This is a genomic window from Martelella mangrovi (assembly GCF_040545495.1).
In the GTDB taxonomy this organism is placed as follows: domain Bacteria; phylum Pseudomonadota; class Alphaproteobacteria; order Rhizobiales; family Rhizobiaceae; genus Martelella; species Martelella mangrovi.
This window is the reverse complement of sequence record NZ_JBEPLY010000002.1, coordinates 448,812-466,848: the sequence shown is the minus strand read 5'-3', so window position 1 is coordinate 466,848 and position 18,037 is coordinate 448,812. Positions and strand designations below refer to the sequence as shown.

General features: G+C 61.3%; 14 protein-coding genes and 2 pseudogenes. 7 read left to right on the top strand and 9 right to left on the bottom strand.

The genetic code is table 11. The annotated features are described in order from the left end of the window. Positions 1-14 precede the first annotated feature (14 nt). The 8 genes and pseudogenes from ABID12_RS04455 to ABID12_RS04425 form a co-directional block, all read right to left on the bottom strand. The gene (locus ABID12_RS04455; protein ID WP_354433300.1) at positions 15-1,055 is read right to left on the bottom strand and encodes a LacI family DNA-binding transcriptional regulator; all 1,041 of its coding nucleotides are present in this window, start codon (positions 1,053-1,055) and stop codon (positions 15-17) included. Beyond that, positions 1,045-1,764, bottom strand: a pseudogene (locus ABID12_RS20855) (glycerophosphodiester phosphodiesterase family protein); the annotation flags it as partial. The gene ABID12_RS04455 and the pseudogene ABID12_RS20855, both read right to left, overlap by 11 nt. 57 nt (positions 1,765-1,821) lie before the next feature. After that, positions 1,822-2,541 (bottom strand): annotated as a pseudogene (locus ABID12_RS20850) (glycerophosphodiester phosphodiesterase); the annotation flags it as partial. Then, on the bottom strand, positions 2,541-3,593 hold the full coding sequence (locus ABID12_RS04445) for an ABC transporter ATP-binding protein (protein WP_354433261.1): 1,053 nt from the start codon (positions 3,591-3,593) through the stop codon (positions 2,541-2,543). The pseudogene ABID12_RS20850 and the gene ABID12_RS04445, both read right to left, overlap by 1 nt. Beyond that, positions 3,593-4,417, bottom strand: coding sequence for a carbohydrate ABC transporter permease (locus tag ABID12_RS04440; protein WP_354433260.1), 825 nt, complete (start codon positions 4,415-4,417; stop codon positions 3,593-3,595). The genes ABID12_RS04445 and ABID12_RS04440 overlap by 1 nt, the downstream gene beginning before the upstream one ends. Before the next feature lie 9 nt (positions 4,418-4,426). Then, positions 4,427-5,704, bottom strand: a complete 1,278-nt coding sequence (locus ABID12_RS04435) for a carbohydrate ABC transporter permease (RefSeq protein WP_435528166.1) — start codon at positions 5,702-5,704, stop codon at positions 4,427-4,429. Between the two features lie 136 nt (positions 5,705-5,840). Further along, a complete protein-coding gene (locus tag ABID12_RS04430; protein WP_354433258.1) occupies positions 5,841-7,196 on the bottom strand; it encodes an ABC transporter substrate-binding protein in 1,356 nt (451 codons plus the stop codon). 397 nt (positions 7,197-7,593) lie between these two features. Further along, positions 7,594-8,505 carry a LysR family transcriptional regulator gene (locus ABID12_RS04425; RefSeq protein ID WP_354433257.1) on the bottom strand — a complete coding sequence of 304 codons (912 nt, stop codon included), beginning with the start codon at positions 8,503-8,505 and terminating at the stop codon, positions 7,594-7,596. Between the two features lie 159 nt (positions 8,506-8,664). Between ABID12_RS04425 and ABID12_RS04420 the strand changes: the two genes are divergently transcribed. The 6 genes from ABID12_RS04420 (at position 8,665) to ABID12_RS04395 (ending at position 15,230) form a co-directional block, all read left to right on the top strand. Then, complete coding sequence (locus tag ABID12_RS04420) at positions 8,665-9,558, top strand: carbon-nitrogen hydrolase family protein (RefSeq protein ID WP_354433256.1); 894 nt, start codon at positions 8,665-8,667, stop codon at positions 9,556-9,558. Between the two features lie 82 nt (positions 9,559-9,640). Further along, on the top strand, positions 9,641-11,233 hold the full coding sequence (locus ABID12_RS04415; RefSeq protein ID WP_354433255.1) for an ABC transporter substrate-binding protein: 1,593 nt from the start codon (positions 9,641-9,643) through the stop codon (positions 11,231-11,233). Positions 11,234-11,242: 9 nt separating this feature from the next. Then, on the top strand, positions 11,243-12,907 hold the full coding sequence (locus ABID12_RS04410) for a dipeptide ABC transporter ATP-binding protein (RefSeq protein ID WP_354433254.1): 1,665 nt from the start codon (positions 11,243-11,245) through the stop codon (positions 12,905-12,907). After that, positions 12,904-13,836 carry an ABC transporter permease gene (locus ABID12_RS04405; RefSeq protein WP_106303722.1) on the top strand — a complete coding sequence of 311 codons (933 nt, stop codon included), beginning with the start codon at positions 12,904-12,906 and terminating at the stop codon, positions 13,834-13,836. Before ABID12_RS04410 ends, ABID12_RS04405 begins: the two co-directional genes overlap by 4 nt. Continuing rightward, positions 13,833-14,693 (top strand): ABC transporter permease, encoded by an 861-nt coding sequence (locus ABID12_RS04400; protein ID WP_354433253.1) that lies wholly within the window; start codon positions 13,833-13,835, stop codon positions 14,691-14,693. Before ABID12_RS04405 ends, ABID12_RS04400 begins: the two co-directional genes overlap by 4 nt. A gap of 45 nt (positions 14,694-14,738) precedes the next feature. Next, positions 14,739-15,230, top strand: a complete 492-nt coding sequence (locus ABID12_RS04395) for a hypothetical protein (RefSeq protein ID WP_354433252.1) — start codon at positions 14,739-14,741, stop codon at positions 15,228-15,230. Positions 15,231-15,319: 89 nt separating this feature from the next. Here the strand turns inward: ABID12_RS04395 and ABID12_RS04390 are convergent, their stop codons facing one another. Then, entirely contained in the window at positions 15,320-16,342 is a 1,023-nt protein-coding gene (locus ABID12_RS04390; protein ID WP_227023579.1) for a LacI family DNA-binding transcriptional regulator, read from the bottom strand. A gap of 317 nt (positions 16,343-16,659) precedes the next feature. Here ABID12_RS04390 and ABID12_RS04385 point away from each other — a divergent pair, with 317 nt between their 5' ends. After that, a complete protein-coding gene (locus tag ABID12_RS04385; RefSeq protein ID WP_354433251.1) occupies positions 16,660-17,952 on the top strand; it encodes an extracellular solute-binding protein in 1,293 nt (430 codons plus the stop codon). Positions 17,953-18,037 lie beyond the last annotated feature (85 nt).

Sequence of the window (18,037 nt, the reverse complement as noted above, 5' to 3'; positions counted from 1 at the left end):
TGTCTTGATCTGTCTCAGGAGGGGTGGGAACGAATAAACGCCGTGGAGCCGCGACGCACGAGCGTGACATCGATTTCGGCGTGCAGCGGTGGTTCGGATGGCGTGTCGATGCGGGCAATGAGGGCGGAAAGCGCGGCATCGGCAAGCAGCCCGGTGTCCTGCCGGATCGTCGTCAGATCGTAGGACAGCCAGGCGGCCTCGTCGATGTCGTCGCAAGCGACCACGGAAAGCGCCTCGGGAATTGCAATGGACGTTGCCCGGCGTATTTCGTCGAGGAAACCGAGGGCGAGATAGTCGTTGACGCAGAACACGCCATCGACGGTTTCACCGCTGTCGATGAAGGCCGCCGCGGCCTCGACGCCGCCGGCATAGTTCTGGATGGCGCCTGAAAACGCTGCGACGCATTCCATCCCAAGCCTGGTGCAGTGACGCCGAAAGGCTTCCTTGCGCAGCGATATCGTGTGGGAAGGCCGCCGCTGTCCGGCTATGGCGACACGACGGCATCCCGTTTCGTGCAGTGCCTCTGCCGCCAGCCGGCCGGTCTTTTCGCAATCGACGATGATGCTTGCCACGTTGCCGCTCATGCGCGGCTTGTTGACCAGCACGAGGGGCACGCCGAAGGCGGCACACTCCTCGGCGATTTCGACGGGCGGGGTGTCCGAGGTAACGATGGCGCCGGACACATTGTAGTGCAGCATCATGTCGATGAGGTGGCTGACATTCTGGCCCGGATCCGTCGGCAATATGAAAGGGTGATAGTCGAGCGCGACCAGACCTCTGGAAAGCTTGTCGACCAGCCGCGAGCGGAACGAATTGTCGATGTCGGAGACAACCAGACCCACGAGATGGGTGCGTTTCTGCGTGAGCCCGCGCGCCAGCATGTTGACGCGGTAGCCGAGGTCGCGGGCGGCTTTCATCACGCGTTCGCGGGTCTCGGGCGCAACGCTGGCGCCGGCCGTGAAGGTTCGCGAAACCGCAGAACGGGAAACTCCCGCCCGTCTTGCAACATCGGTTGATGTAACTGGCCGCCCCGGCCTTTCTTCGTCATCCTGCATCGCGAATCGCATTACCGTGACTGTCCCCGGCAAGCTTGCCGCCGGCACAGGCAGCAAGCAAGAGATCGGCGCGGTCGAGATTGAGCATCGGCGGCCGCAGCAACAGTATTTGCCGAAAAATCTCGGGGTCTTCGCCAAAATACTGCAACATCGGCGTCATTCCGAGGGCGCGGCATTCCGCCGCCCGTTGGCAAAAATCGTCGGGGTGAAATTCCACGATCGCCGGACCGAGATGGGCCTTCAGAATATCGAGCGTCGGGTAGTCGGTCGCCGTCGATCTTATCCGGGCATTGTGTGAGACCGCCCGCACATTGCGCAGAATTTCCGTGTCATGCGACCAGAAGAAGCAGTCGGCCAGAAAACCCATCTCCTCGACAAGCGCGATGACGTTTACCGGATCGGCGGCCTTGATCTCGATATACATCTGCCGGCCATAGGACTGGCACAGTGCGATCATCTCGCGCAGCGTCGGCAGCTTCTCGCCGGAATGGAAGCGTGAAAACCACGATCCGGCGTCAAGCGCGCGCAACTCGCTCAGGGTCATATCGGCCACCCGGCCGGTGCCGTTCGTCGTCCGGTCAACCGTCGCGTCATGGATGACGACAAGCGCGCCGTCAGCGCTCTGGCGCACATCGAGTTCGAGGTAATCGGCGCCCAGTTCAAAGGCCAGCCGCCCCGCTGAAACCGTGTTTTCAGGAGCGAAACGGTTCGCCCCGCGATGAAAGACGGTCTGAATGCCGAGTGCCCTGAGCGGGTCGAGCCGCGCCATCATCTCGGGATTGTTGGTGCAAATGCCGAGAACGGGCATGTCAATCAGCTCATCGAGAACCGCGCGCCGCGCCTCGTGCCAGAGCACGATCCCGAGGTCCAGTTCGCGGGCCTGCTGCAGGAGAACCTGCGTCACCAGGTCTTGCGGTCGCTCTCCGCCGCGTTCCCAACACAGGTGGATGATGTCGGCGCCCGTCTGCGCGGCCAGAGCGAACGGGTCCATGCCGAGCGGCACGAGGACTGAGACCGGAAACGGACACACCGCGTCGACCAGATCGCGGACTTCGTCGATCATGAAGCTTCCGAGGACGGCCGACTGGAAGCCGGCCGCCATAAGGCGGCGGATTGTGACAGCACCGGCGCCACGTGCCTTCACTTCCACGTAGAGGGCCTGACCCAGTTTTGATGCCAGAGCAATTGTCTCGTCGAGGGTTGGCATGTCCGGCGCCAGCGCACGCAAGTCGGCCAGATCAAGCGCCTCAATCCGGGCATCGACGCCGACCGTGTGCCCGAGCGCGGGGTCGTGGCTGATGACGGCCACACCGTCGCGCGTCAGATGGACATCAATCTCCCACATGTCGGCGCCGAGCCCGGCTGCAACGCGAAAGGCCTCCAGCGTGTTTTCGGCAGCATGCGCCGACGCGCCGCGATGGGCAATCGACAGCGGGCGGCCGTCGGCGCGCGAAGGGCAGGGGAAGCGAAGACCGTGACGACGCATCAGAGCCGGTTTCCTTTCTCGTCGAAAACCAGCGTGCTTTCGACGTCAAGCGGCCACTCGACGTCCTGTCCGATTGCGATGTCGTTGCGTGCGTGCTGGATGGACCGCAGGACGATGCCCTCGGCCACCTTCAGGTCGAAATGGGTTTCTCTGCCCTGCGGTTCGATGAAACTGATCCTGCCGCGCACGGAATGGCTGCCGGTTGAACCGAAGTGCTCCGGCCGGACGCCGATCGAAATAGGCCGGTTGTTGTCCGCCGACAGGTGTGAGGGCAGGGGCAGATCGAAACCGTCAGGACCGGAAAACCGGCCATTCCGCATCTCGCCGTCGATCATCACAATCGGCGGGTTGCCCATGAAAGAGGCGACGAAACGGTTTGTCGGCCGGCGGTACATCTCGTCCGGCGGGCTTACCTGTAAAATTTCGCCCTTGTCCATAATGGCGATCCGGTCCGCCATCGACATCGCTTCCACCTGATCGTGTGTCACGAGGATGGCGGTGATGCCGGTTTCAAGCTGGATGCGCCGGATTTCCGAGCGCATTTCAAGCCGCAGCGCCGCATCGAGGTTGGCCAGCGGTTCGTCGAGAAGCAGGACGCCCGGTTTGCGCACGAGGGCGCGTGCGAGCGCGACGCGCTGCTGCTGCCCACCCGAAAGCTGGCCGGGTTTTCGTTTCAGATAGGGCGCGATATGCGTCAGCTCCGCGATCTCCTGGACGCGCGCTTCGATCTCCTTCTTTTCTGTTCGGCGGACCTGCAGGGGAAACGCGATGTTCTCGAAAGCCGTCATATGCGGATAGAGCGCGTAGTTCTGGAACACGACGCCGACATTGCGCTTCTGGCTCGGCAGGCCGCTTATGTCGTCGTCGCCGAACAGGATCTGTCCGCCGTCAATACGGTGGATGCCGCTGATGGCCAGAAGCGTCGTTGACTTGCCGCAGCCGGATGGGCCGAGCAGCGCGAGCATCTCGCCGTCGCGGATTTCGAGGTTCATCCTGTCGATGACGGGGACGCCGTCGAATTTTTTGGTAAAGTCCTTCAGGGCAATACGCATCAGCCTTTGGTGCCTCCGCCGAAAATGTTCATGAGCCTGTTCTGGAAAATGAGGAAGAGGATCAGGACGGGGAGCGTATAGTAGAGCCCCACGGCCTTGTAGATATCGAAGTTGTATTCGACCGAGTCCGGTATCGAGATGCCTTCGAGGAAAACCGAAAGCACTTCGAAATCCGTGGTCGGCGCGAGAACCCGGGGAATGACGAATTCCCCCCAGGCATCGATGAAAGCGAGCACGGTGATGGCGATGAGGCCGGGTTTGACCTGCGGCAGGATGAGCCGCCGCCATACCGTGAAGCGGCTGGCGCCGTCCTGTATGCCGGCCATCTCGATTTCCCATGGCACGCTGTCGTAAAAACCTTTCATCACCCAGATCGCGAGCGGCAGGGTCAGGGCCGCGCGCACCAGCACGATGCCGGCGAGCGTGTCGTAAAGGCCGATGAACTGCAGGACGAGAAACATGCCGATGATGAGGGTAACTGCCGGAAACCCGTGCATGATCAGCACGCCGCCCAGAAACATGCGACGAAACGGCAGGTTGAGGCGCGACAGGGCATAGCCGCCGGTGGCCGCCAGCGAGACGACGACCGCAACGAGGGCGACAGCATAGACGACCGTGTAGAAGGTCGAGACCCAGACATTGCCGACCAGCGTCGGGTCGATCAGAAAACGCCAGTGTTCCAGCGTCACCTCGTTTGGAATGAGCGAACCGCCCGGCGCGTTGGTGAAGCTGTCGATGACAAGTGACAAATACATCAGGCACAGCGGAAGGCTGACAATGGCCAGTACGAGAAGAACCGGCAGGATCGAGAAATTGCGTGTCATCCGGGTCTCCTAGGCTTCGATCTTCGGTTTCTGGACAAGTTCCCTGAACCGGAAGATGCGCAGGAAGGTGATCGACAGCACCAGTCCGCCGGTCACGAGCACCAGCGCCATTGCCGCGCCGAGGCCATATTGCAGGTTGCCGCTGTAATTGAAGAGCGCGGTACGGAAGGCCTCCAGCGACCAGACCGTCGTCGTGTTGCCGGGGCCGCCATTCGTGGTCAGCCAGATCTGCTCGTAGGAGCCGATCAGCGACAGCGTCTGGTAGCAGGTGTAAAACATGATCGGCCATCGCATTTGCGGCAGGAGGATATAGCGCACCTGTTGCCAGCGGCTGGCGCCGTCCACCTCGCTTGCCCAGAGCTGCTGCATGGGAATGGCGCGCAATGCGCTGGAAAACAGGATCATGCCCAGCGAAACGCCGATGAAGCCGTTGACCAGGATCACGATGGTCCAGGCGCTCGGCACTGATCCTTTCATGTAGTTGAAGGACGGCAGGCCGAACTGCTCGGCAAGCGTTGCGACGAGGCCGTTATCCCAGGTGAAGGCTTTCCACATCAGCGTGTAGAGAACCACGGGCGTAATCTTCGGCAGCAGCCACAGGGCGGAAAAGAAAAGGCCCATGCGCGGGGGCATGTAGAAGATCGCGAAAGCGAGATAGAGAGCGAAGAAGACACTGAATGCCAGCGTCACGGAAACGTAAAACGCCGTGTTGAGAAGGACGCGGACGGTTTCGCGCTCGTTCTTGAGCTTCTCGAAATTTGCCGTCGTCCAGACCCATCCGGTGTAGCTGGCGTTGACGATACGGTCGAGGTCGGCCGGATCAATCTCCGGCGCCAGCGTCGTGATGGCCCGGCTGGCTTCATCCCGTGTCTGGAAGCGCGTGTTGAGGATCGAACGGCTGAAGGGCTCGGCGGCAAGCTTCAGCTCCCGGATCCGGCGCGGCCTGCCTGGCAGGGTCTTGAGTTCGCGTTCGAAAGCGCGCTCGTCGACAAATTGCTGCCCGGAAAGTTGTTCCTCAATTTCATCGAGAAAGCCTGCGTCAACACCGGCTGCCCGGGCGGCAGCAAGGCTTTCCTTGTCGACGACAACCGTGCTGCGTGCGAGTTCTGCAACGACGGCGGGATCGATGCCGTCGGCTGCAAGTTCGCGCAGACCGTTCGGCGTGATCACGTAGGCGCCGCCACTGATGCCGGTCGAACTGGTCATGTTGGTGAAGGAAAAGATCGCGGTCAGCACAATGGGTGCAAGGAAGAAGATTCCGACGAAAATCAGCGTGGGTGTCAGCATCAGGGTGCCCAGCGGGCTGACCCGGCTTCGCCGTTCGCGCTGATCGCTAGGGGCGGCGGTGCCGGCCGAGCGCGTCAACGCGCCCGGCCGGTTGTCTCGCTTGCGAGAGGCGTTATCGGCCAATGGTCCGGTTCCCCTAGCGGACGACAATGCCGTTGCCGAGCGCCGACGTCACATCGGCTTCGGCGGCATTGACCGCGTCCTCGACGGAGGAGGCACCCGTCCAGGCTGCTTCGAGGCCCTGATACATGGCGTCCCAGTAGATGCCGAAATCGGCATTGTTGGGAATTGCATTGGCATGGGGCAGCAGGTTTTCGGTGGCTTCCGTGGTCCAGCGGTCATTGGCATAGAGCGGAACCGTCGCCTGGTCCTCGCCGATGGCCAGATGGCCGGAGGCAACCGCATGCAGCGAATTGATCCGCGGTTCGGAGGCGATCGAGATAAGCTCGGCGGAAACCGCCGCGTCATCATCGGAGCCTGCCGTCGAGATCAGGTAGACAAGCGGATGGGTGATGGAATTGGCGCGGCCGTTGTCGTTGCCGGAGGGGACCAGCGAATAGGCGACCTTGTCAAAAAAGTCCGTCATTTCGAAGGAGCCGGTCCACTGGGAATAGTGCCAGGTGCCGCCGTGCCACATGCCGTAATTGCCTGCAGCGACGTTGCGATGCCAGTCGTCCCACTCCATGCCGAGATAGGACCGCGGCACAACGCCCATGTCGACGGCGTCGACGAAGAACTGGTACATGTCCGTCATGGCCTGCTTGTCGAAGACCAGCTTGCCGGTCTCCTCGTCGACCATCTCGCCGCCGAAGCTCTGGTAGAACTGCCAGTAGTCGGGGCCGTTGGATACGCGCGGCGCGAATGCCATGCCTTCCTCGACAAGGCCCTCGTCCTGCATTTTCCGGGCGTCGTCCAGCATATCGTAGAGCGTATAGTCGCCCGAAAGCACGCGGTCCGTCAGCCCGTCGATTTCGTCCTCGCTGTAACCGATGCCCGCAAGCTTTTCGCGCGAGAAGAAGAACACGCGCGCCTCGGCGTCCTGCGGAATGCCCCAGATCTGGCCGTTGTAGCTCGCAACGTCGATGAGGTTGTCATAAAGCTGGTTCAGGGGCCATGCGTCGAAATCGACATAGTCTTCGATCGGCCGGATCGCGCCCGCCTGCGACCAGGGGCCGATGTCTTCGTGCCCGGTAACGATGATGTTCGGCAACGTGTCCGATTCGGCCGCCAGTGTTACAGCCTGCTTGAAGTCGTCCCAGCTGCTCCAGACCTGGCTTTCGACTTCGATGTTGAGATCCTCGCCGTGTACGGCAGCTTCGCGCTCAAGGAGGTCGGCAGCCATGGTTATGGCATCGACGCGGTAATGTGACGTTTCGCCTGTACCGCCCGCCCAGACGGTGATCGTGTAATCTTCCGCCATTGCGCTGAGCGCCGTTCCGCACAGGAGGGTCGCTCCCAGCACAATGGTCTTCGTCTTCTTCAAGATGGTCATGATGATCCCCGGAAGTGAGAATAATGGTCCGATTGCACGCGCGTGCAATCACTCCTTAGGGGACCCATGTGACGTGCATATTACGGCCCGAGGAAAATAAGCTGTCATGCGCAGGCCTGTGTGTCCGATCGGTGGTCGTATTGACCGCGTCTGGCGCAATATCGAGAGCGTCGGTTGCAATCGGTGCACCATGTTGAGGGCCATCTTCTCGATGGAGAGCGCAAGTTCTACACCGGTGAGAAAAGCGTGGTGCCGCATAGCAAACAGAGCCGTTCCTGCATAAAAGGGTGCTGTTCTGTCTGGCGGCTGCCAGCGGAGGGGGAGCCTGTATCTGTGCGCAAAAGAAAATATAAACCGGATGACCTTCCCAGAGAGGAAGGCTTGATCTCGACAGGCCTTATTGCCGGTGCAGCATGTCTTGCCACCGTCCTCGGCTGCGCTTGATTAACCAGTCGGTGATCGCGATTGCGGCGTGGCGGTTCATGCCGTGTTGTGAAATCTGCAGGTAATAGACGGCGGTTCTGTCAATCCGGATATCGGACAGACGGATCAGCTCGCCGCGTTCGAGATAGGGTTCAATCAGCGCCTCCCGGCACAGCGCGACACCGAGCCCGCGCAGGGCCGCATCGCAGATCAGCGCCGAACCCGAGAAGAAAAGCCGTCTTTCGTTTCGCTCGTCTGGCGCTGCAATGCCGGCGGCTGAAAGCCATGTTTTCCACATGCGCATGTCTTCATCGTGCAGCAGCGTGGCGCGCGCGATATCGGCCGAACTCCTGATCGTGTGGCGGGCCTGATAGCTTGGCGCGCAGACCGGGACCGCCGCGCCGGGAATGATCGGGTCGGCTCCCTCGGGAATATGGCCATCGAGCGAAAAACCTATCAGAATATCAGGTTCCGGGCTCACCGGCTGGTCGGAAACATGTTCCTGAACATAGACGGATACCGCCGGATTTTCCGCCATGAACGTTTCGATCTCGGGCAGCAGCCAGTTCGGTATCACAAACCGAAGCGAGGCGATCGAGACCGGCAATCTTTCGCGCATGGTCAGTCGGTCGATCTCGTGGCGGATTGCGCCGAAACTCTCGTTGATCACCAGTGCCAGGCTTTCTCCGGCCTCTGTCAGCGCCGTCTGACGGCCGTCGCGCCGCATCAGGCGGATGCCTGCCCAGTCCTCGATCTGCTTCAGCTGATGGCTGACGGCGGAATGGGAGACACTCAGCAATCGTGCCGTTGCCGTCACCGATCCACTTTGATGAAAAGCCTCCAGAGTCTTCAACGCCCTCAGCGGGGGCAAGCGATCCTGTGCCATATCGGTCCGTTCCTGCCGAGATAAAATATGTTACTTTTATAGACGAGAAGGGGAAATTTTGTACTTTTTTTGTCGAGTTTCTCATTCTAGCCTGTGGTTGATCGAAATTTAAGCTTTGCCTGTTTCTAAGGCAGTGCCGATTGGCCGGAGGGATTGAAGATGACATCAACGACAGTTGCGACTGATGATGATGGACGGGCGGTCATCCGGCTCGCGATGGCACAGATGTGCTCGTCGAACACCCATGCGCGCAATATCGAGATCGTGACAGGTCTTGCCGCCGAGGCTCATGCGGCGGGCGCCCAGCTTCTGGCGCTTCCGGAGGCGTCCGGCATGGTCAACAAGGATGTTGCGTCTGCACGTCTCTCCGTCACCGACGAGGCGCGGGATCCGTTTCTCGCCGCCTGCCGGGCGCTTGCGGCAAAATACGGGCTCTGGATCCATACCGGTTCGACACCGCTTGCCGGCGCGGACGGTGCCCGCTTCTCCAATACCAGCCACCTGATCGACGCCAGCGGCGCGTTCGTCGCGCGCTACGACAAGATCCATCTGTTCGACGTCGATCTGCCGGGCGAGATATCGCGGCGTGAGTCCGACCGTTACGCGCCGGGCGGCGAAGCCGTGCTGGCCGAAACGCCCTGGGGCCCGTTCGGCATGTCGGTCTGCTACGATGTGCGGTTCCCCCATCTGTACCGCGACTATGCCCATGCCGGCGCCAGGATCCTGTTCATCCCGTCAGCTTTCGCCATGTCGACGGGAGAGGCGCACTGGCCGACGCTTCTGCGAGCGCGCGCCATCGAAAACGGTTGCTATGTCGTGGCGGCAGCCCAGTGCGGCCATCACGATGACGGGCGGGACACCTGGGGGCAGTCGATGATCGTCGACCCGTGGGGCACGGTGGTCGAGGACATGGGCAAGCGCATCGGGCTTGCGGTCGCCGATCTCGATCTTGCGCGCGTCGAAAACACACGCCGCTCCATTCCCTCGCTCCTCAACGAGCGTGATTACAGCTTTGAACCGGGGGCAACGCACCGGAGGCGGCAAACCGCCTGAAGCGTTGCAACAACATCGTCATGCCAAAACCGGCGGGCCTGCCGCCCGTCGCAAGAAACGACTTTCAGAGGGATCGCATACCATGTTGAAACGAAGAACGCTTCTGACGTCCGCCATGCTTTTCCTGGGGGCAGGCGTATCGCCTCTGGCCACGGCGCCGGCTTTTGCGCAGGAAGACACAAGACCGGACTTTGCCTTTGCCGTCGACAATCTCTGGTCGACGCTCGACCCCGTGATCGGCCTTTCGACCACCGGCGGCCGGGTTTACGGCAATGTCTTCGATACGCTGGTGAAGCGGAACTATTTCGAGGACCCGGAAGGCAACACCATCATCCCCGGGCTCGCCACGAGCTGGGAACAGGTGACCCCGACCACCTGGCGGCTGCATCTGCGCGAAGGGGTGACGTTCCAGAACGGCGATCCGATGACCGCCGAAGACGTCGCCTTCTCGCTTTCCGAGGAGCGTCTGTGGGGCGACGAGCCGCTGGCGCCGCGTGGCAAGAATTATGCGCGCGGGCTTGTCGGCGTCACTGTCGTCGATGACTATACCGTCGACTTGGAAACCGCCTATCCCGACGCGACCTTCGTCAACCGCCTGACCACGCCCATTGGTTACGTGCTTCCGAAGGACTATTACGAAAGCGTCGGCACCGAGGCTTTCGGTCAGATGACGATCGGAACCGGACCTTACAGGATCACGGATTTCGATCCGTCCGACCACGCCATTGCCGAAGCCTATGACGACTACTGGGGCGGCACGCCGCCGCTGAAGAGCGTCATCTGGAAGATCGTTCCCGAATTTTCGACGCGCTATGCCGGTCTGGTGTCGGGCGATTATGACCTGATCATGAGCGTTCCCGTGGATCAGCTGGAATCCGTCGAAGCCACTGACGGGATCCACCTGATCACCGATCAGATCGGCAATTACCCGATGTTTGCTTTCAATACGCTCACCATTGAAGGTATGGACGACAATCCGCTGGTCGATGCCAATCTGCGCAAGGCGATGGTGATGGCGATCGACCGCGATGCCATTACCGAGGCGCTCTGGAACGGCATGACGTTCACGCCGACGCCATTCAATTTCCCGGAATACGGCCCCTATTTCGATCCTGACCGTAAGGCGACCTATGGTTACGACCCGGAACGGGCGGCCGAGTTTCTCGCAGAAAGCGATTATGACGGCCAGCCGCTGACCTGGAACATCGTGCGCGGGTTCTATCCGAATTACGAGGTGGCGGCCGAATATATGGTCGAGATGTGGCGCGACATGGGGATCAATGTCGAGCTCAATATCGTCGACAATTTCTCGCTCGCCTATCAGCGCCCGTTCCACATGCTCAACATGTCGATGTCGTCGGAGTTCACCGGAGACCCCTACCGACCGCTCTGGCTGGACTGGGGCCCATCGTCGAGCCGCGTCACCGCCGCCCACCGCACATGGACGCCGAGCGAGGCCTTCCTCGCCGATGGCGAACGCTTCGAGCGGGCGCAGACCTTCGACGACAAGAATGCCGCCTATCTCGATCTGGTGAAAGACTGGGAGGATGTCACGCCCGGCATGTACCTCTGGAGAAACGTTCAGACATTCGCCATGAGCGACAAATATGAATGGGATCCGGGGAGTTCGCAGCTGACCATCTTCAACAACGACTTCCTGACGATCGAGCCCTAGGAAAAGCCGGTGTCTGACAACCCGTCGGAACTGCTCGATATCCGGGGCCTGACGATCACCCTGCCGGAGGGGGCGGACCGCGACCATGCTGTCCGCAACCTCGACCTTTCGATCCGGCCGGGCGAATGCGTGTGTCTCGTCGGCGAAAGCGGCTCGGGCAAGTCGATCACCGCACAGGCCTTGCTGGACATGTTGCCGCGCGGCCTCAAAAAGGCCGCCGGCGAGATCATCTTCGAGGGCGCACCGCTGCCGGCCGGTGATCCCGCAGCCATGCGCAGGCTGAGGGGAGACCGGATCGGCCTGATCTTTCAGGAACCGGCGGCCACGCTTGACCCGGTGATGACGGTCGGAAGACAGATCGAGGAGATGCTTCTGGTTCACGGCATGCGTTCGGCGCGTGCGCGCCGGGCCCGCGCTCTCGACATGATCACGGCCGTTAGGCTGGCCGATCCCGAACGGATCCACAAATCCTACCCGCATCAGCTTTCCGGCGGTCAGGCCCAGCGGATCGCGATTGCCATGGCGCTGGCGCTCAAGCCGGCACTGCTGATTGCAGACGAGCCGACGACCGCGCTCGATGTCACGACACAGGCGGAAATCCTGGCGCTTATTCGCGACTTGCAGGAAGAATTCCAGGCCGGACTGCTGTTCATTACCCACGATCTTTCGGTCGTGGCCGATATTGCCGACCGCGTGATGGTCATGCGTGAGGGCGAGATCGTCGAAACCGGCAGCCGCGACGCGATTTTCGAGGCGCCGCGCCATCCCTATACCATCCGTCTGCTCGAGAGCCTGCCGAAGCCGGGCGCCCAAAGCAGCGCGGAACATGAAACGTCGGTGGTGCTGGAAGCGCGCGATATCGCCATCACCTATCATCAGCGTGACGGTCTTTTCGCAGACCGCGCCATCGAGGCGGTGCGCGGTGTTTCGCTTTCTCTGAAGCGCGGTGAGACCCATGGTCTGGTCGGTCAGAGCGGATCGGGCAAATCGTCGCTGGTGCGCGGTATTCTGCAGCTCGAACCGCTGACCGGCGGTACCGTGATCCTCGACGGCACGGATATAGGCCAGTTCGTGACCGGCATGCCGCGCGCCATGCGCAAGCGCATCCAGCTTGTGCAGCAGGACCCGTTCAGCGCGCTCAACCCGCGCCAGAAGGCCGGGTGGAGCGTTGCCGAAGGCGCCCTCATTCACGGTGCAACAAAACGGCAGGCCGCGGATCGCGCCCGTCAGATGCTCTCGCTCGTCGGACTGCCGGAACAGGCCTTCGATCGCTTCCCGCATGAATTTTCCGGCGGGCAGCGACAGCGGCTCTGCATTGCCCGCGCGCTGGTGGTCGAGCCGGAAATTCTGGTTGCCGACGAGGCGATCTCGGCGCTCGATGTCTCGATCCAGGCACAGATCCTGGCGCTGTTTGCAGCGCTTCAGGAAAAGCTCGGCTTCGCCATGCTGTTCGTGACCCACGACCTGCGCGTCGCCGCTTCGATCTGCGATGAGGTGACGGTGATGTATCGCGGCGAGGCGGTCGAGCAGGGCCCGGCTTCAAAAGTGCTGGTCACGCCGGCCCATGATTATACCCGAACGCTGCTCAATGCGGTTCCCGACAGGGCAGGGCGGGCGACCTCGTCGCTTTCGCGGGCCGGTCAGATCGCAGCCACGGGAGGCGACAGCATATGAGCCGGATCATCCTGTTTCGCATTCTCCGTTCGCTGGCGACATTGCTGATCGCGGTGACCATCGTGTTCTTCTTCATTCGCCTTTCGGGAGACCCGGCCCAGGCGCTGGCGCCACCGGACGCGCCGCCCGAGGTGGTGGAGGCCTACCGTGTCAAGCTGGGGCTCGACAAGCCGCTGCCGGTTCAATACGCCAATTACGTTCTCGGCTTGTTTCAGGGCGATTTCGGGTATTCGATCCACACCGGCAAATCATCGCTGACGCTGTTTCTCGAGCGGCTCCCGGCGACACTGATGCTTGGCGGAACGGCGCTTGCGATTGCTGTCGTCTTCGGCATCCTGATCGGCGCTGTCGCGGCGCTTAACCGCAACAGCTTTATCGACCGGCTGGTGATGGGCTTTTCCGTCTTTGCCTTCGCCATGCCGAACTTCTTTTTCGGTCTCGTCGTGATCCTGACGGGCGCGCTGGTCTTCGGCGTTTTCTTCGGCGCGGCGGCAAACGGCCAGATTTCGCTCTTTCTGCTGTTGCCGCCGGCGGCAACGCTGGGGCTTGCCTCGATGGGCGCCTTCGCGCGCTTCACGCGGTCATCGCTGCTGGAAACGATCAACCAACCCTTCATGATGGCGCTTGAGGCGCGCGGCGTGCCGGCAGCGCGGCGTCTGTGGCGACATGCGGCGCCCAATGCGGCCATCCCGATCGTCACCATGCTGGGCCTCAGTCTCGGCAGTCTCGTGGCCGGCGCGGTGGTGACCGAACAGGTCTTCGCATGGCCGGGTGTCGGGCAGTTGCTGGTGCGCTCGGTTGCCACCCGGGATATTGCCGTGGTGCAGTTTCTGGTGCTGGCCGTTACCTTCTCGATGACCTTCGCCAACCTTGCGGTCGATATTCTCTACGCGTTTCTCGACCCGCGCATCCGGAGGGCCGCGTCATGAGGTTTTCGTTTTTCCGCGAAATGCCGCTCGCCGTGCGCATCTCCATCGGCTTCGTCATCCTGTTCGTGCTGTTTGCCCTGTTCGGCGGTTTTCTCACACCCTATGATTTCCGTCAGACGTCGCTGCTCGACCGGTACGAACCTCCCGTCTTTCTCGGCGGATCGTGGGATCATGTGCTGGGCACGGACGGGCGCGGCCGCGATCTTCTGACACGCCTTGCCATGGGCGCGAAGGTGACGCTGCTGGTCGCTGTCTTCGGTACGCTGATCGGTGCCGTGTTCGGCTCGCTGCTCGGGCTGATTGCCGGCGGCAGGCGCGGCAAGACCGATACGCTGATCATGATGGCCGTCGATGTGCAGGCCTCTGTGCCGATCATCATTGTTGCGCTGTTCGTGCTGGCGCTGTTCAAGAGCAGCCTGCTGCTGATCGTGATCATGGTCGGCTTCAGCGGCTGGGAAAACTATGCGCGACTGGTGCGCGCCTCCACGCTTTCGGTGCGCGAACGCGGCTATGTCACGGCCGAGCGGGTTCTCGGCGCGTCGGCCACCCGGATTTACTTGCGCTATATCCTGCCCAATATCTTCAACGTCATCCTGGTGCAGTTCACCATCAACCTGCCGCTGACGGTGCTTCTTGAAACCGCGTTGAGCTTTCTCGGTCTTGGCGTGCAGCCGCCGATGACGAGCCTCGGCCAGATCATGAGCGACGGGCGCGACCGGCTGATGACCTCGTGGTGGCTCACCATGTTTCCCGGCGCCATCATCTTTTTCCTCGCCCTGTCGGTTTCCATCGTCGGCGACTGGCTGCGCGACCAGCTCGATCCGACGCTTCGCAATGCGGGCCGGCAGGGAACCTGACCTGTCGGCGCCGCTCTTTCCCTTTTCGACAACAAGATAGACCGAATGAAAGACCAAACCATGCTGATCGAAGCTCTTGCCACGGGCCGGAGCCTGCCCGCCATCGAACCGCAATCGTGGGACAATACAAGCCTGAGCGGTGTTTACCGTTCGCTGCATCCGCAGAGCTACTGGAGCAACGGCATGTTCCCGGCCGGTTTCCGCCTGACGCTGACCATGCGGTTTGAGGAGAATTTTCTGGCTTACGAAGGCCTCAACGACACCAATCCCGAAAAGCTTTATGTCAACAAGTTCGATGCGACGCTGGATGACAAGCCTGCACCGATTGCCGGCAACGCCCGCTACAACGAGGTGCGTATCCGCCAGTTGAGCGCCCGCGAATTCCAGGTGCTGGAACAGCTCGACGGCGATGTGATCATCGGCCAGTACTGGTGCTTCTCCGAGGACGCCTCGACCCTGATGCGCTGGGGCGTCGGCAAGGCCCCCGACGGCACATCGAAGGCGTTCTTCGAGACATTCGGCCGCGTAGAAGAATAACCTTGCAGCCTCGTGACGATGCGCTCCGGCCGCACCAGTTCAACGTTTCCTGCCGGGGCAGTGGCCGGCATGGACGTCGAAGTCGAGCGTTAAAGGGCTTTTGGCGGGGGCGCCGTCGACTGTCTGACGACCAGTTCGGTCGGCAGGGTGATCCGGTTGCTCGGGGCATCCAGGCCACCGATGCGGGCCAGCAGGGTGTTCGTGGCCGAGCGACCGATCTGGCGCAGCGGCTGACGGATCGTGGTCAGCGGCGGATGCATCTGCTGACAGATGGCGATGTCATCAAAACCGACCAGTGACATGTCCTCCGGGATACGGAGACCCTTTTCGCGCAAGGCCTGGCTGGCGCCAAGCGCACTGATGTCGTTGGCGGCAAAAATCGCGGTCGGGCGATCCTTGAGGGCCAAAAGCTGTTTGGCGGCGTCAAATCCGCTTTTCTGCAGGAAATCACCGGTGACAATCAGTTCGGGATCCCTGTCCAGACCGAACTGGGCAACGGAATCCCTGTATCCCGCCAGCCGCTCACGCGCTGAACGCAGCCGGTTGTCGCCGGTGATAAAACCGATACGCCGATGTCCGAGATCGGCCAGATGGCGAACGGCCAGCCTAGCCCCCTGATAGCTGTCGCCATCCACCGCCGGAAACGGCGGATCATCATACAGCGTGTCGATCGTCACCACCGGCAGGGTTTCGCTGGCAATCTGCTCCAGATAGCTCGCCTCGTAAGGCAGGATCGCAACAATGCCGCCGGCGATCTGTTGAAGCAGGCTGGCAACGCTGCTCGGTGCCGTGCTGTCGCGGTCGGGCAGCGAATAGACCAGCGCCTCGTAGCCGGCGCTTTTGGCCGCACCACTGATGCCCAGCACGATATCGCTGGTAAAGGGGGCATGCAGCTCGGCCATGACGCCGATGATGCGCGAACGGCCATTGGCCAGTTTCTGGGCGAACGGATTGACCGAATAGCCCATCTCATCGGCAATGCGCAGGATATCCTCTCGCGTTTCCGCCGACACGCCGGGTTGATTGTTCAGCGCGCGTGACGCCGTCATCCGGGAGACGCCGGCAACCTTCGCAATTTCGGCCAGTGTGGCCGCCCGTTTCTTCACCGCCACAGCGTTTCTCCCCGGCGCATTCTTATCGGCATCGCATTTCGGCCCCTCGGTAAAGAACACCAGCCGGCCAACGTTAAATTCGTTCTTTAAAGGCCCATGCGCCATAAGCCGCAAAGCGAAGCTCTGGCTAGCACAAATTTGTCACAATAGCGACAAAGGCGCTTGTTCCGTTGCTGTTTGCGATTGTCCGGCTGGCTCTCTGTTGGCTCGAATTGTCCTCGTTTTTTCCAAAGGGAAAGGCGATTGACACAATGTATCGTTACCGGTAACGTAACTCGTATCAACGGATTTGTCACTGTTTTGCTTGGGAGGATACAATGCAATTCAAATCATCCGGCGTTTTCGCACGCCTTTTAGGGTCCGCAGCCGTTGCGGCGCTCGTTCCGCTTGCCGCGCAGGCACAGGACACAACAACGATCACATCATGGGATTTGCGCTCGGACACGGCGACAGCCGGCATTGTTCGTGATGCGATGGATCGTTTCGAGGAAGCCAATCCCGGTTATGTGGTCGAGGATTCGCACTTTGCCAATGACGCCTACAAGACCAAGCTGAAGATCGCTTTCGGCGCCAATGAGCCGCCTTGCGTGTTTGCCTCCTGGGGCGGCGGCCCGTTGAAGGAATATGTCGATTCCGGTCAGGTCGCCGATCTGACGCCCTATCTCGATGCCAATCCGGAGTTCAAGGATCGCTTCGTGCCGGCCAGCTTCGGCCCGGTCACCTTCGATGGCAAGATCTACGGCTTGCCGGCGGAAAACACCGCCGTTGCCGTGGTCTTCTACAACACCGAAATCTTCGATGAGCTCGACCTGACGCCGCCCGAAACCTGGGACGAGCTGATGAACGTCATCAATGTGCTCAATGAAAACAACATCGCCCCGTTTGCGCTAGCCAACAAGAACAAATGGCCGGGCTCGATGTATTTCGTCCTGCTGGCAGACCGCATCGGCGGGCCGGAGGTTTTCCGCAAGGCCGCTGCCCGCGAAGAAGGCGGTTCGTTCGAGGATCCGGTCTTCATCGAAGCCGGCGAACGCCTTCAGGAACTTGTCGAGGCGAACGCCTTTGCCCGCGGCTATAACGGTCTGGATTACGATGTCGGCGGTTCCCGCCGCCTGCTTTACGCCGACCGCGCCGCCATGGAGCTGATGGGCAGCTGGGAAATGGCCTCGATCCGCAATGAAAACCCGGCCTTTGCCGAAAAGGTCGATTTCTTCACCTTCCCGTCGGTTCCCGATGGCAAGGGCGATCCGTCCAACGTTATCGGCACGCTCGGCGACAACTATGTCAGCGTCTCTGCCGCATGCCCCGAAAAGGACAAGGCCTTCGAGCTTTTGACCTATCTCACCAATGACGATGCCGCTGCCGCCCGTCTTGCCGACCAGCGCGTCATGCCGCTCAAGGACATCACCACGGACGACCCTTTCCTGAACAAGGTTCTCGGTGTTGTCGGCGATGCGGGCAGCGTTCAGCTCTGGTACGACCAGGAACTGCCGCCGGCCCTTGGTGAAGTCCACAAGGACACGGTCCAGCAGCTCTTCGGCATGTCGATCACGCCGGAAGAAGCCGCCGCCGAAATGGAACAGGCTGCCCAGGCCGAGGCCCGGCAATAAGGCCTGCGCCTTTCCTTAGCCCAAACCTCCGAGGCGTTTGTGTAACACGCGCCCCGCATCGGCCGCCGTCCCTCCCGGCGGCGGC